The sequence below is a fragment of the Sneathiella sp. genome, assembly GCF_002694385.1.
Taxonomy (GTDB): domain Bacteria; phylum Pseudomonadota; class Alphaproteobacteria; order Sneathiellales; family Sneathiellaceae; genus Sneathiella.
Genome location: NZ_NZMB01000017.1, coordinates 18347 through 32176 on the forward strand (window position 1 = coordinate 18347; position 13830 = coordinate 32176).

The window sequence follows — 13830 nt, forward strand, 5'->3', positions numbered from 1 at the left end:
TGCTAACCGACTTTTGAGCCTACGACTTATTGGCCCGGCACTCTGATTTAAGTGCCGGGGCGAATGCTGTCCTTTTCTCAAAATTGTCGGGTAAAAAATGAACGTAACGAAGGCTTCTGGGTCATTCATCTTTGGAAAATTTATCGGTTGGCAGCAGGAAGAGTTTACAGGCTCCTCCGGGGGGCTCTCTCGACTTCTATGCGGTCGCACGGGTTTACGCAGCGCCCGGCGACCGTATGCAGGCTGCATTGAACCGAAGTGAAAAATTTCCGGACAGAAGCTGTCCGACCAGAACAAGAGGATTAAGAAAATGACGTTTACCCCCGGAGAAAAATACACGGCTTTTACGCCGATCAATCTGCCGGACCGACAATGGCCGTCCAAGGTCATTGAAAAGGCGCCGACCTGGTGCAGCGTGGATTTGCGCGATGGCAACCAGGCGCTGATTGAACCTATGGGGCATGAGCGCAAGCTGCGCATGTTCCGCCATCTGGTGAAGCTGGGCTTCAAGGAGATTGAGGTGGGCTTCCCGGCCGCCTCGCAGACGGATTTCGATTTTGTCCGCTTCCTGATAGAAGAAAACGAAATTCCTGATGATGTGAAGATCCAGGTGCTGACCCAGTCGCGGGACGAGTTGATCCAGCGAACCTTTGACAGCATCAAAGGCGCCAAGCAGGCGATTGTCCATCTTTATAACTCCACCTCCACATTGCAGCGGCGTGTGGTGTTCGAGCAGGGTATGGAAGGGATCAAGAAAATCGCGACAGACGGGGCGACGCTGGTGCGCAAGCTTGCCGACGAGATGCCCGAAACCCTGGTGCAGATGGAATATTCACCGGAAAGCTTCACCCAGACGGAGCTGGAGTATGCCTGCGAGGTGTGCGCCGCCGTCATGGATATCTGGAAGCCGACGGTGGAGAACAAGATCATCATCAACCTGCCGGCGACAGTCGAGGTGGCGAGCGCGAATATCTATGCGGACCAGATCGAATGGATGCACCGCAATCTGCCGAACCGGGACAAACTGCTGCTCAGCCTGCATCCGCATAACGACCGGGGCACGGGCGTTGCGGCGGCGGAATTCGGCATCATGGCGGGTGCGGACCGGGTGGAAGGCACGCTGTTCGGCAACGGGGAGCGAACCGGTAACGTGGATGTGGTGACCATTGCCATGAATATGTATACGCAGGGCGTCAATCCGGAGCTGGACTTCAGCGACATCAACGAGGTTGTCCGCACGGTGGAATATTGTAACCAGCTGCCCGTGCATCCGCGTCATCCCTATGGCGGCGATCTGGTGTTCACGGCCTTCTCCGGCTCGCATCAGGATGCGATCAAGAAGGGCTTTGCCGCCATGAAGAAGACCAATGACCCACTCTGGGCCATTCCCTATCTGCCCATTGATCCCGCGGATCTCGGGCGAAACTATGACGCGGTGATCCGTGTCAACAGCCAGTCGGGTAAGGGCGGCGTCGCCTATCTGTTGGAGGAAGACTACGGCATTGAACTGCCGCGCCTGTTGCAGATTGAATTCAGCAAGACGGTGCAGGGCGTAACCGACGAGACAGGTAAGGAACTGTCGTCGGCTATGATCTACGATCTCTTTGAAAAGGAGTATCTGAACGCGGACGGGGATCTTGTATTCGTCAATCACCAGTCCGTTGCCGATCCGGATTCCGACGAACGCCGCAGCCTCATCGCAACCGTGCGGGACAAAGGCACGGATGTGAAGCTGGAAGGCGCGGGCACCGGGCCGATTGATGCTTATATGTCCGCTCTGTCGCGGAAATATAACCTGGACCTCAAGGTCAATGACTATCGCGAACATACGACCGGTTTCGGATCGGATGCGGTGGCGGTTGCCTATGTTGAAATGCGCGATTCCAGTGGCGAGCCGATTTTTGGCGTCGGCAAGCATGCCAATATCGTGACGGCCTCTCTCAAGGCGATTACGAGCGCGGTCAACCGTTCAAGAAGCAAGAATAACGGTTAAATCATCGGGCTGGCGGAATTTTTTCGCCAGCCTTTTCCTTTCATCGGACCTTTCGGGACAAAAGGACCATGACCTCTCCGGCGGAAATTCTCGTCGTTTTTGATTGTGACGGCACCCTTGTAGACAGTGCGCATAATGTGATCGCCTGTATGCAGAAGGCCTTTCAGGAGGCCGGGCTGCCGATACCGGACGATCTTTCAATCCGCCGGACCATTGGCCTCAACCCGGATGTCGCCGTCCGCGACCTCGCCGGTCGGCCGCTGTCCTTCGAACAGCTCGACCAGATCGTTACCGGCTACAAAACATCCTTTTTTCATCAGCGTTTGCAGATTGATCATCACGAACCGTTGTTTTCAGGCGTGCGTCGCGTATTAGAAGGATTGGCGGCGCGTCATGTCAGTATGGCAATCGCCACCGGTAAATCCATGCGTGGTGTCAATGCGGTGATTGCGCAGCATGGGCTGGAAGGATATTTCGGTTCTCTTCAGACGCCGGATCATAATCCAGGCAAGCCGCACCCACAGATGCTGGAAAAGGCGATGGCGATGGCGGGCGCCCGGCCGGACCGTACCTTTATGGTCGGCGATACCAGCTTTGACATGATGCTGGCGAAAAATGCGGGCTGCCGCGCCATCGGGGTCAGCTGGGGCTATCATGACGAGGCGGAATTGCGGGAAAGTGGGGCGGAACGTATCATTGACCATTTTGAAGAGCTGATCGGGGTTGTCGAAGCAGCGTGAAGCCGTGCAATATCCAAGTCAGCCCTTGCATTTTTTTGAGTAATCTCTATAAGCCTAACGACTGTTAGGTTGCTGACGTGATTGTGAAGACGGCCGAATGAAACGCTTTTATAAAGAAGTGACAGCGGAGGAGCGCGATGGCGGCTTCTGTGTCCTGCTGGATGGCCGGATGATCAAAACGCCGGCGAAGGCGGGTTTACATCTGCCGACGCGGGCGCTGGCGGAGGCAATCGCGGCGGAGTGGGATGCGCAGGGAGCGGAGCTGGTTCCCGCCAGCATGCCGCTGATGCAGGCCGCCGCGACGGTGATCGACCGGGTGACGACGCAGCGGGAAAAGGTCATTGACGATATTGCCGCCTATGGCGGATCTGACCTGGTCTGCTACCGGGCGACGCATCCGGAGGGTTTGGTGGCGCGGCAACGGGCGGCGTGGGATCCGATGCTGGACTGGTTGAAAAACCGGCATGGCGTGACGCTGCATGTGGCGGAAGGGGTGATGCATATCCCGCAGCCGCCGCAATCTCTGTCTGCCCTCCGGGCGGTCGTGGCGGCTCAGGGCGACATGGCGCTGGCGCCGCTTTACAATATGACATCGCTTTGCGGATCACTGGTGATCGCGCTGGCGGTTCTGGACGGACATCTATCGGCCGATCAGGCCTTCGAGATCAGTGAGCTTGACGAGACCCATGTGATGGAACACTGGGGCGCCGATGCGGAGGCGGTGAAGCGGCGGGAGAATAACAAGGAGAGTTTGGCGGCAAGCGCCCGCTTTCTAACATTAATTTAAATAATAAAGCTGAGGTAGGGACATGCAAGATATCATTCAGCAGTTGGAAGACAAGCGGGCGAGGGCCCGGCTGGGCGGCGGTCAGAAAAGGATCGATTCCCAGCACAGCAAAGGCAAGCTGACCGCGCGGGAGCGGATCGAGATTTTGCTCGATGAAGGGTCCTTTGAAGAATGGGACATGTTTGTTGAACATCGCTGCGTCGATTTCGGCATGCAGAATGAAACGGTTACCGGCGACGGTGTCATCACCGGCCACGGGACAATCAATGGCAAGCTGGTCTTTGTGTTCAGTCAGGACTTTACCGTTTTTGGTGGCTCCCTGTCCGAATATCATGCCAAGAAAATATGCAAGATTATGGACAAGGCCGTTCAGGTCGGAGCGCCGGTTATTGGCCTCAATGATTCCGGCGGCGCGCGTATCCAGGAAGGCATCGACAGCCTGGCCGGTTACGCCGAAGTGTTCCAGCGTAACGTGATGGCGTCCGGCGTCGTGCCGCAGATATCCGTCATCATGGGGCCATGCGCGGGCGGGGCGGTTTATTCCCCGGCCATGACGGATTTTATTTTCATGGTACGCGACAGTTCCTATATGTTCGTGACCGGCCCCGATGTGGTGAAGACGGTTACCAATGAAACGGTGACGGCGGAAGAACTCGGCGGTGCGGGTACACACACCAGCAAATCATCGGTTGCCGATAACGCCTATGACAATGATGTGGAGGTGCTGACGGAAGTGCGGCGTCTCGTTGATTTTCTCCCCTCCAGCAACCTTGAGCCTTCTCCGCAGCGTAAAAGTTTTGATGATCCGGACCGGAAGGAAAAAAGCCTCAATACACTGGTCCCGGCCAACCCCAACAAGCCCTATGACATGATGGAACTGGTGGAGAAGCTGGTGGATGAGGGGGATTTCTTCCAGATCCAGCCGAATTTCGCTAAAAATATCATCACCGGCTTTGGCCGCATGGATGGCCAGACGGTCGGCATTGTCGCCAATCAGCCAATGGTGCTGGCCGGCTGTTTGGATATCGACAGCTCCAAGAAGGCGGCGCGGTTCGTCCGTTTCTGTGACTGCTTCAATATTCCGATTGTCACTCTCGTCGATGTGCCGGGTTTCCTGCCGGGAACCTCCCAGGAATATGGCGGGATCATCAAGCATGGCGCGAAGCTGCTCTATGCCTATGCCGAAGCAACGGTGCCGAAAGTCACCGTTATTACGCGGAAAGCCTATGGCGGCGCTTATGATGTGATGGCATCAAAACATCTGCGGGGCGATGTCAATTACGCCTGGCCGTCCGCCGAGATTGCGGTGATGGGCTCCAAGGGCGCGGTGGAAATCATCTTTCGTTCCGAAATCGGGGATGCCGAGAAAATCCAGAAGCGCACCGATGAATATCAGTCACGTTTTGCCAATCCATTTATCGCGGGACACCGTGGGTTTATCGATGATGTGATCATGCCGAATAATACCCGCCACCGGATTGTTAATTCACTGCATATGCTGAAAAACAAGCAACTGGAAAACCCGTGGAAGAAGCACGGCAATATTCCGCTGTAAGGCCAAGGGAGACGATAAGAAAATGTTCAAGAAAATCCTGATTGCCAACCGCGGCGAAATTGCCTGTCGTGTAATTCGCACCGCCCGTGCCATGGGCATCCAGACGGTGGCTGTTTATTCCGATGCCGATGATGGCGCCGTTCACATGCGCATGGCCGATGAGGCCGTGCATATCGGCCCGGCTGCAGCCGCCGAAAGTTATCTGATCATCGACAAGATCATTGATGCCTGTAAAAAGACAGGGGCGGAAGCCGTCCATCCGGGTTATGGCTTTCTCTCTGAAAATCAGGCCTTCGCCGATGCGCTGGACGCGGCCGGTATTGCCTTTATTGGTCCTGGCAAAAAGGCGATTGCCTCCATGGGCGACAAGATCGCGTCCAAGAAGCTGGCCCATGCCGCCGGGGTGAATACGGTTCCCGGCCATATGGATCTGATCGACGATGCCGATCATGCCGTGAAGATTTCGAAGGAAATTGGCTATCCGGTGATGATCAAGGCTTCCGCCGGGGGCGGGGGCAAGGGCATGCGGATTGCCCACAATGATGAAGAAGCGCGTGAGGGCTTCCAGTCGGCCAAGAATGAGGCGATCAGCAGCTTTGGCGATGATCGCATCTTCATCGAAAAATTTGTTGTCGATCCGCGCCATATTGAAATTCAGGTGCTGGCCGACAAGCATGGCACCTGCCTGTATCTGGGCGAGCGGGAATGCTCCATCCAGCGGCGCCACCAGAAGGTCATTGAGGAAGCGCCGAGCCCGTTTGTCGATGACGAACTCCGCAAGGCTATGGGCGAACAGGCCGTCGCGCTTTCCCGCGAGGTGGATTATCATTCCGCCGGGACGGTCGAGTTTATCGTCGGCAGTGACCGGAATTTCTATTTTCTGGAAATGAACACCCGCCTGCAAGTAGAACATCCGGTCACGGAGTTGATTACCGGCATTGATCTTGTGGAGCAGATGATCCGCGTTGCCTATGGTGAGAAGCTCAGCCTGGCGCAGGAGGACATCAAGCTGACTGGCTGGGCGCTTGAAAGCCGTCTCTATGCGGAAGATCCTTATCGTGGCTTCCTGCCCTCCATCGGGCGGCTCAGCCGCTACAAGGTGCCAAAGGGGGAAAATGTCCGGGTGGATACGGGCGTGACCGAAGGTTCGGAAATCACCATGTTTTATGATCCGATGATCGCCAAGCTGGTCACCTATGGCGAGACCCGTGATGCGGCGATCGAGGAAATGGGGCGGGCGCTTGATGCCTATGAGGTGAGCGGTATCTCCCACAACATCAACTTCCTGAATGCGGTCTGTAATCACCGGCGGTTCAAGGCGGGCAACCTGACAACCGGGTTCATCGCCGAGGAATATCCCGACGGTTTCCACGGCGCGCCGCTCAGTGACGAGACGGTTGAAAAGTTGGTTGCCATGGCGCTTCTGGTGCATATGCGCGCCTCCAGCCGGTCCCTGAAGCATGTGGTGGCCAAAACGGCGGAAGACTGGATCGTCAGCGAAGGGAAAGAGCGTTCTTTCGCCGTCTCTGCCGAAGATGCAGACAAGGGGATCAAAGTCACACTCGGTGACAAGGAAATCGAGGTGATCAGCAACTGGAAACCCGGCAAGCGACGCATCAAAGCCAAAATTGATGGCGATAAGGTGATTGCCCAGCTCGAATTCTATCGCGGCAGTATCCGTCTCACGCATGGCGGTGCGGTGGTTGAGCTATCGGTCCGCCGCCCCGCGGCTGCCCGGCTGGCTGAGCTGATGCCGGTCAAGGTGGCGCCGGATATGTCCAAATTCCTGCTGTGTCCAATGCCGGGCATGGTGGTTGCGGTCAATGTCAAGGAAGGCGATGAAGTGAAAGCCGGACAGGCGCTGGCCGTGGTTGAGGCGATGAAGATGGAGAATATTCTTCGCGCGGAGCAGGATGCGGTCGTCTCGGCGGTCAAGGCCGGGGCGGGCGACGTTCTCGCTGTGGATGATGTTATCCTCGAGTTTGAGTGATCGGAAGCGCATAAACCTCGACTGTTTCCTTCTTTCCCTTGACGGTCAGGGATTGCGGGATCAGTCCGGAATATGGAATGTGGGTCCTGGATAATGTTCTTGCACTGACAAGCAATTGTCCGGGGCCTGCCGCCGCCTGGATACGGGCGGCGGTATTGACCGGATCGCCAAGCGCGGTGAAATCCAGATAATGATCATTGCCGACATTGCCGACAAAGGCGATGCCGGAATCAATACCGATCCCGACCGGCAGCCACGGCTCCTCCTTGCCTCCATAGCCGAGAGTGCGCAGCAGGGTTATTGCGCAATCAATCGCCACATTTCTGAAGTTGGGACCGGCAAAACCGGGCACGAAGAACGCCATAACTTCATCCCCGATAAGCTTGTCGACCGTCGCATCGCGACGAATGAGAATATCGGTTGCCGTGTTGTAGAAGCGATTGAGGGTGGCCGCGAATTTTTCTGGCCCCAGCCGCTCCGCCAGTTCGGTCGAGCCGCGGACATCGGCAAACAGGATGACAACCTCAACTTCCGCGCCGCCGAGCGGCATCTTTTCACAGCAGAGTGTGCAGAGGCGGGGATTCTTTTTCGATGGAACCATACCGATAGAGCGGCAGAGGGCGCCGCCGATACCGCCGAAGGGGTTATTGCAGCCTTTGCAGCGCGGCGGACCGGGCAGCAGGCGCATGATATGGGTCACATATTTGCGTCCGAGATGTCCATCGCAAAGCAGTTTTCGCCATTGCTCCGTCTGAAGATTGCTATGTAATTCGTCCGACATAAGCGTGCGCCTTAATGACGGATATAATATATCACTATTATCTAATGGAGTCACGGGCAGGAAAGGGCTGCGGCAAAAAAATTACCGGTTATGCGCTTAGCTGATCAGCGATCCCGGAATACCGCGTTTCAGGAATATCCGCTCGAACGCAGCTTTTAGCTCCATATCGAACTCGGCCATGCTGACCGGGATGCCGAGGTCGACGAGTGATGTCACCCCATGCTCAGAAATGCCGCAGGGGACAATCCCCGCATAGTGGGTGAGGTCCGGGTCCACATTTACGGATATGCCGTGAAAGCTGACCCAGCGGCGCACCCGCACACCGATGGCGGCGATTTTGTCCTCGCGATGACCGCGGTCGACCCAGACGCCAACCCGCCCGTCGCGCTTTTCGCCGCGGATCTGATACTGTGCCAAAGTCTCGATCACCCAGTCTTCCAGATCCTGCACGAAGACGCGGATATCCGCATTGCGCTTTTTAAGGTCGAGCATCACATAAGCAACGCGCTGTCTGGGACCGTGATAGGTGTATTGCCCGCCGCGGCCCGCCTTATAGACCGGAAAGCGTTCCGGGTCCTTCAGGTCGGTCGCATCGGCGCTGGTTCCGGCCGTATAGAGCGGCGGATGTTCCAGAAGCCAGACAAGCTCGGGTGCGTCCTTGTCACGAATGTCAGCAACGCGGGCCTCCATGCGGCGGAGGGCCTCCTCATAGGGGACAGGGGCGTCGGATATTTTCCATTCAATGCGGTGCATGGCCGATATATAGCAGCTTTCGGCGAAACGGCAATAAAGGCTGCAGGCAATGCGGGGGCTTAACATCCTGTTAACCCTGTTCGGGCATACTAGCGGCAGGGTTAGGCAAAGGATGCAGGCCATGAGCGAGGAAAACAAGGCAATTGAGGGCGTTGATGTCGAAATCTCGGTCGTTCTCGGAAAGGCCGTGATGCCGATTCATCAGCTTCTGAAGATGGGCCGCGGCGCGGTGATCGAGCTGGATGCGGGCGCCGATGACGATGCGGTTGTCCTTGCCAACAACAAACCCATCGCCTATGGCGGGATCATCATTGTTGATGACAATATCGGAATTTCAATAACCGATAAGGTCAAAAAAAACCTGCCGGAATTTTAATTGGCCAAAAAACAATTCTGTTGTTGCAGAGGGGGGAAACATTTGTTATTTCCCTGCTCCATTGTGCGGTCGTGGCGGAATTGGTAGACGCGCAGCGTTGAGGTCGCTGTCCGGTAACACGGGTGGAAGTTCGAGTCTTCTCGACCGCACCATATCACAGACATCGGTTTGTGATTGTCCTTGCAGGATTGAACGGTATTGCCAGAGAGGCCCGTCGATCCGTCTGCCAATCAGGGGCATCTTTTTCTGAATTATTCTGAATGATATCCATCAGAAGGCTCATGCCGTAGCCTGCTGTGGCTTTCCGGTGATGGAGCGTTATGCCTTCCGGGCGATTCCTGCTGCCAATATCTTAGGGCTTGACGGATAGATTTTATTTCTATATTTCATGAAATATGGAAATAAAAAACGCCCTTGCCGCCTTCTCAGCCTTGAGCCAGCAGACCCGCCTGGAAATCTTCCGCTTGCTCGTAACAAAGGGGATGGAGGGGATGGCGGCGGGAGACATTGCCGATGCGCTTGATGTGCGGCCCAATACATTGTCGGCCAATCTTGTCATCCTGGTAAATGCGGGCCTGCTGCGCAATGAACGGCAAGGGCGATCCATCCGCTATTATGTGGACATGCAGGGGATGCGTTTTCTTTTGAGTTTCCTGCTGGAAGATTGCTGCGGGGGTCATCCCGAGCTGTGTCAGCCGGTTATCAGCGAAATTTCCTGCCATTGCGGGGAAAGTGGGGGATGACCAATGGCGGCGGCTTTGTATTGTCTCAATCCCTCCGAAATGACCTCTGTCCGACCTTGGCTGTCAGCTTGTGCGGGCGTTTTGCAATTCAATCAGGTGAATAAGGTGTGACATGACAGATGTTTCTGATGCCCCCTCCGGCCTTGGCGTGTTTGAACGCTGGCTGACATTATGGGTGGCGCTTTCGATTTTGGCGGGGCTTGTCTTCGGCTCCTTCTCACCCGGTGTTGTGGAAACGATTGCAGCGACGGAAGTCGCGTCCATCAATCTTGTCGTCGCGGTGCTGATCTGGGCAATGGTCTATCCGATGATGGTGGGGGTGGATTTTTCTGCTGTCTCCGATATTGCGCGGCAACCCAAGGGTCTTCTTATCACGCTTGTCGTCAACTGGCTGATCAAGCCTTTCACCATGGCGTTGCTCGCGGTGCTTTTTTTCGACTATGTTTTTGCGCCCTTCATTCCGGCAGAAGATGCGGCGCAGTATATCGCGGGTCTTATCCTGCTGGGTGCGGCGCCCTGCACGGCGATGGTGTTTGTCTGGTCGCAGCTGACCAAGGGGGACGCGCTCTACACCCTGGTGCAGGTTTCGGTAAACGATCTGATCATGGTCTTTGCATTCGCGCCGATTGTCGCGCTGCTGTTGGGCGTTGCGGAAATCACAGTGCCCTGGGAAACCCTGCTGCTGGCGACGGTTCTATATGTTGTCCTGCCGTTGATCGCCGGGCTTGTCACGCGCCGACTGCTCAGGGATCCGGCCCGCATCGCGGCTTTTATGGCCCGCATAAAGCCCCTTTCCATCATCGGCTTGCTGGTAACAGTGGTTATTCTCTTCGGCTTGCAGGCATCTGCCATTCTGGCGAACCCGCTGATTATTGCCCTGATCGCCGTACCGATCATTCTGCAAAGCTATGGCATTTTTGTCCTTGCCTATGGTGCGGCATACGGCATGCGGGTGCCGCATAAAATTGCCGCTCCCTGTGCCATGATCGGCACGTCGAATTTCTTTGAGCTGGCCGTCGCCGTCGCCATCAGCCTGTTCGGGCTGAATTCCGGCGCAGCGCTGGCAACCGTTGTCGGGGTGCTGGTTGAGGTGCCGGTCATGTTGTCGCTGGTCGCTTTTGCCAATCGGACCCGCCGTCATTTTGAAGAAAGGAAGGCGTCATGACCCGTATCTATCATAATCCCGATTGCGGCACGTCGCGAAACACATTGGCGATGATTCGTCAGTCCGGCGTTGAACCGGAGATCATACTGTATCTTGAAACACCGCCAGACCGTGAGGAGCTGGAATCCCTCATCCGGCAAATGGGCATCTCAGCGCGCGCGTTGTTGCGGGAAAAGGGGACACCCTTTCAGGAGCTGGGTCTTGATAATCCGGAACTGGCGGAAGCGGAGCTGATTGATGCGATGCTGGCACATCCAATCCTGATCAACCGGCCGATTGTTGTCACTAACAAAGGCGCGCGGCTTTGCCGCCCGTCGGAAGCGGTACTGGATATCCTTGAAAACCCCGATATCGGCCCGTTCACAAAGGAGGACGGTGAAATTGTAAAGGGCTGAACCCCGAAGGGCTGTCACCGATGCGAAAATCCGAATTGATGGCCAGCCGTTTAAAAAAACAGAACAATTTCATGAAACTTTCGCCGACGACGCTATGATAGCGTGTTATAAGGGCGTCGGCTTGCTTCCCTTTTATTGACTGGTGACGCCGGTTTATTATTGCTGGCGCCGGTGGTTGGTATCGGGTAATGCGGGCATTCTTTCTGGCGGAGAAGACGGGGACATGGCGAAAGACAATTCTGAAAAGGCACTGGATTATCACCGGCTGCCAAGGCCGGGGAAGCTGACGATCCAGCCGACGAAGCCGATGGATACGCAGATGGACCTCGCGCTGGCCTATTCGCCGGGGGTAGCGCATCCCTGTCTCGCCATTGCCGCGGATCCGGTGGAGGCGGCCAATCTGACGGCGCGCGGCAATCTGGTGGGCGTGGTGACAAACGGCACGGCGGTGCTTGGCCTCGGCGCCATCGGGCCGCTTGCCTCCAAACCGGTGATGGAGGGGAAAGCCGTTCTTTTCAAGAAATTCGCCGGAATTGATGTTTTCGATATCGAGCTGGATGAGCGGGATCCGGAAAAGCTGGTGGATATCATTGCGGCCATGGAGCCGACATTCGGTGGCATCAACCTGGAGGATATCAAGGCGCCGGAATGTTTTGTTGTTGAAAAGCTCTGCCGGGAGCGGATGAATATCCCCGTCTTTCATGATGACCAGCATGGCACGGCCATCTGCGTTGCCGCGGCCATTTATAATGCGCTGCGCATTGTCGAGAAAGACATTGCGGAGGTCAAGTTGACGGCCTGCGGTGCGGGCGCGGCGGCGCTGGCCTGCCTCAACCTGCTGGTCAGCCTCGGCCTGCCACGGGAGAATATCACCGTTTGCGATATACATGGCGTTGTCTATCAGGGGCGTGAGATTGAAATGGACCCCTACAAGTCCAAATTCGCCATTGAGACGAACAAGCGGACACTTGGTGAGGCCATGGTTGGCGCGGATATCTTTCTCGGTTGTTCAGGCCCCGGCGCGCTGAAGCCGGAAATGGTTGAAACAATGACGGAGCGGCCGATTATCCTCGCGCTGGCCAATCCGACGCCGGAAATTCTGCCCGAAGAAGCAAAAGCCGTGCGCCCTGACGCCATTATTGCAACGGGTCGTTCCGACTATCCGAACCAGGTGAACAATGTTCTCTGCTTTCCGTATCTGTTCCGCGGTGCCCTCGATGTCGGCGCGACAGAGATCAATGAGGAAATGAAAATCGCCGCGGTGAAGGCGATTGCCAATCTTGCCATGGCGGAACAGTCTGACATTGTCGCCAAGGCCTATGGCGGTGCGCAGGCGAGCTTCGGGCCGGACTATCTGATCCCGACGCCGTTCGACCCGCGCCTCTATCTGCATGTATCCTTTGCGGTCGCCAAGGCGGCGATGGAGAGTGGTGTCGCCACCCGACCTATCGAGGATCTCAAGAAATATCATCAGCAGCTTTCGCATTTTGTCTATCGCACGGGCTTTGTTATGAAGCCGGTGTTCGATCAGGCACGGCAGGAATTGATGCGGGTTGCCTATTGCGAAGGGGAAGAGGAACGCGTCCTGCAGGCGGTGCAGACCGTCGTGGATGACGGGCTTGCGATCCCGATCCTGATCGGCCGCAGCAAGGTTATTGACTACCGCATCAAGAAGCTGGGTCTTCGCATCCGGCCGGGGGTTGATTTCGAGATTACCGATCCCGAGGATGATCCACGCTACCGGGAATACTGGCAGGCCTATCACAAGTTGCGCGAACGTTTTGGCGTGGATGTGGAGACGGCAAAGGCCCGCATCCGCACCAATACCACGATTATCGGCGCAATGATGGTGTATCTTGGCCATGCGGACGCGATGATTTGCGGCACATTCGGCAAATATGACAATCATTACCGGCGGATCGCGGATATTATTCCATTCCGCGAAGGGGTGCGTAATGCGTCGGCGCTGCATCTGCTGATCATGCCGGAGCGAACCCTGTTCTTCACCGATACCCAGATCAGCCATGAGCAATCGCCGGAAGAACTGGCGGAGCTTGCCATTTTGTCCGCTGATGAAGTGCGGCGTTTCGGGATTGAACCGAAGGCGGCGCTGCTCTCCTATTCCAATTTTGGCTCCACCGATATGCCCTCTGCGCGCAATGCGCGGCAGGCGTTGAAAATCGTTGAAAAGCTGGCGCCGGAGCTGGAAATAGAAGGGGAGATGAAGGCGGATACCGCCCTTATCCCCGCCATCCGGGAGGCGATCTTTCCGAATTCGCGGCTTCAGGGCGCCGCCAACCTTCTGATTATGCCTAATCTTGATGCGGCCAATATCAGCTATAATATCGCCAAAAGCATTGGTCACGGCATTGCCGTTGGGCCGATCCTGATCGGCATGTCCAAATCCGTGCATATCACGGCGGCGTCCATCACGGTGCGCGGTCTTGTCAATATGACGGCCATTGCAGCAGTTGATGCGCAGGATCACAGGGCGGGCAAGATGATGCCGGGGCCTGTCGCGCGGAGAGAAAGACTTATTGAAGAAGGCTGAT

General features: G+C 56.2%; 12 protein-coding genes and 1 tRNA gene. 11 read left to right on the forward strand and 2 right to left on the reverse strand.

The features are described 5' to 3' along the window. Nucleotides 1–310 precede the first annotated feature (310 nt). From leuA to CMN55_RS11630, 5 genes are all read left to right on the forward strand, one after another. Nucleotides 311–1993: a 2-isopropylmalate synthase gene (gene leuA, locus CMN55_RS11610; protein WP_293949969.1), complete on the forward strand. Its 1683-nt coding sequence runs from the start codon at nt 311–313 to the stop codon at nt 1991–1993. Nucleotides 1994–2061: 68 nt separating this feature from the next. Next, nucleotides 2062–2733 carry an HAD-IA family hydrolase gene (locus tag CMN55_RS11615; protein WP_293949970.1) on the forward strand — a complete coding sequence of 224 codons (672 nt, stop codon included), beginning with the start codon at nt 2062–2064 and terminating at the stop codon, nt 2731–2733. A gap of 97 nt (nt 2734–2830) precedes the next feature. Next, a complete protein-coding gene (locus CMN55_RS11620) occupies nt 2831–3520 on the forward strand; it encodes an ATP12 family chaperone protein (RefSeq protein WP_293949971.1) in 690 nt (229 codons plus the stop codon). 22 nt (nt 3521–3542) lie between these two features. Continuing rightward, a complete protein-coding gene (locus CMN55_RS11625; protein WP_293949972.1) occupies nt 3543–5075 on the forward strand; it encodes an acyl-CoA carboxylase subunit beta in 1533 nt (510 codons plus the stop codon). A gap of 22 nt (nt 5076–5097) precedes the next feature. Next, the gene (locus tag CMN55_RS11630) at nt 5098–7065 is read left to right on the forward strand and encodes an acetyl-CoA carboxylase biotin carboxylase subunit (RefSeq protein ID WP_293949973.1); all 1968 of its coding nucleotides are present in this window, start codon (nt 5098–5100) and stop codon (nt 7063–7065) included. Here CMN55_RS11630 and CMN55_RS11635 read toward each other — a convergent pair. Continuing rightward, complete coding sequence (locus tag CMN55_RS11635; RefSeq protein WP_293949974.1) at nt 7046–7846, reverse strand: adenylate/guanylate cyclase domain-containing protein; 801 nt, start codon at nt 7844–7846, stop codon at nt 7046–7048. The two genes, CMN55_RS11630 and CMN55_RS11635, sit on opposite strands and share 20 nt — an antisense overlap. 96 nt (nt 7847–7942) lie before the next feature. Further along, entirely contained in the window at nt 7943–8599 is a 657-nt protein-coding gene (gene lipB, locus CMN55_RS11640; RefSeq protein WP_366932050.1) for a lipoyl(octanoyl) transferase LipB, read from the reverse strand. Between the two features lie 121 nt (nt 8600–8720). On the opposite strand from lipB, the gene CMN55_RS11645 reads away from it, so the two are divergent. From CMN55_RS11645 to CMN55_RS11670, 6 genes are all read left to right on the forward strand, one after another. Next, nucleotides 8721–8975: a FliM/FliN family flagellar motor switch protein gene (locus CMN55_RS11645; protein WP_293949976.1), complete on the forward strand. Its 255-nt coding sequence runs from the start codon at nt 8721–8723 to the stop codon at nt 8973–8975. Nucleotides 8976–9040: 65 nt separating this feature from the next. Next, nucleotides 9041–9127 (forward strand) — tRNA-Leu (locus CMN55_RS11650). A gap of 243 nt (nt 9128–9370) precedes the next feature. Next, entirely contained in the window at nt 9371–9718 is a 348-nt protein-coding gene (locus CMN55_RS11655; RefSeq protein ID WP_293949977.1) for an ArsR/SmtB family transcription factor, read from the forward strand. A gap of 112 nt (nt 9719–9830) precedes the next feature. Then, a complete protein-coding gene (gene arsB / locus CMN55_RS11660) occupies nt 9831–10883 on the forward strand; it encodes an ACR3 family arsenite efflux transporter (RefSeq protein WP_293949978.1) in 1053 nt (350 codons plus the stop codon). Further along, the gene (gene arsC / locus CMN55_RS11665) at nt 10880–11278 is read left to right on the forward strand and encodes an arsenate reductase (glutaredoxin) (protein ID WP_293949979.1); all 399 of its coding nucleotides are present in this window, start codon (nt 10880–10882) and stop codon (nt 11276–11278) included. The genes arsB and arsC overlap by 4 nt, the downstream gene beginning before the upstream one ends. 223 nt (nt 11279–11501) lie before the next feature. Further along, nucleotides 11502–13829 carry an NADP-dependent malic enzyme gene (locus tag CMN55_RS11670; protein WP_293949980.1) on the forward strand — a complete coding sequence of 776 codons (2328 nt, stop codon included), beginning with the start codon at nt 11502–11504 and terminating at the stop codon, nt 13827–13829. Nucleotide 13830 lies beyond the last annotated feature (1 nt).

Bases quoted from the DNA above. Each gene is read 5' to 3' on its own strand.
- lipB (WP_366932050.1), bottom strand. From the start codon at position 8,599: ATGCACCGCATTGAATGGAAAATATCCGACGCCCCTGTCCCCTATGAG.
- CMN55_RS11655 (WP_293949977.1), top strand. From the start codon at position 9,371: ATGGAAATAAAAAACGCCCTTGCCGCCTTCTCAGCCTTGAGCCAGCAG.
- CMN55_RS11670 (WP_293949980.1), top strand. From the start codon at position 11,502: ATGGCGAAAGACAATTCTGAAAAGGCACTGGATTATCACCGGCTGCCA.
- arsB (WP_293949978.1), top strand. From the start codon at position 9,831: ATGACAGATGTTTCTGATGCCCCCTCCGGCCTTGGCGTGTTTGAACGC.
- arsC (WP_293949979.1), top strand. From the start codon at position 10,880: ATGACCCGTATCTATCATAATCCCGATTGCGGCACGTCGCGAAACACA.
- CMN55_RS11620 (WP_293949971.1), top strand. From the start codon at position 2,831: ATGAAACGCTTTTATAAAGAAGTGACAGCGGAGGAGCGCGATGGCGGC.
- CMN55_RS11630 (WP_293949973.1), top strand. From the start codon at position 5,098: ATGTTCAAGAAAATCCTGATTGCCAACCGCGGCGAAATTGCCTGTCGT.
- CMN55_RS11645 (WP_293949976.1), top strand. From the start codon at position 8,721: ATGAGCGAGGAAAACAAGGCAATTGAGGGCGTTGATGTCGAAATCTCG.
- CMN55_RS11615 (WP_293949970.1), top strand. From the start codon at position 2,062: ATGACCTCTCCGGCGGAAATTCTCGTCGTTTTTGATTGTGACGGCACC.
- leuA (WP_293949969.1), top strand. From the start codon at position 311: ATGACGTTTACCCCCGGAGAAAAATACACGGCTTTTACGCCGATCAAT.
- CMN55_RS11625 (WP_293949972.1), top strand. From the start codon at position 3,543: ATGCAAGATATCATTCAGCAGTTGGAAGACAAGCGGGCGAGGGCCCGG.
- CMN55_RS11635 (WP_293949974.1), bottom strand. From the start codon at position 7,846: ATGTCGGACGAATTACATAGCAATCTTCAGACGGAGCAATGGCGAAAA.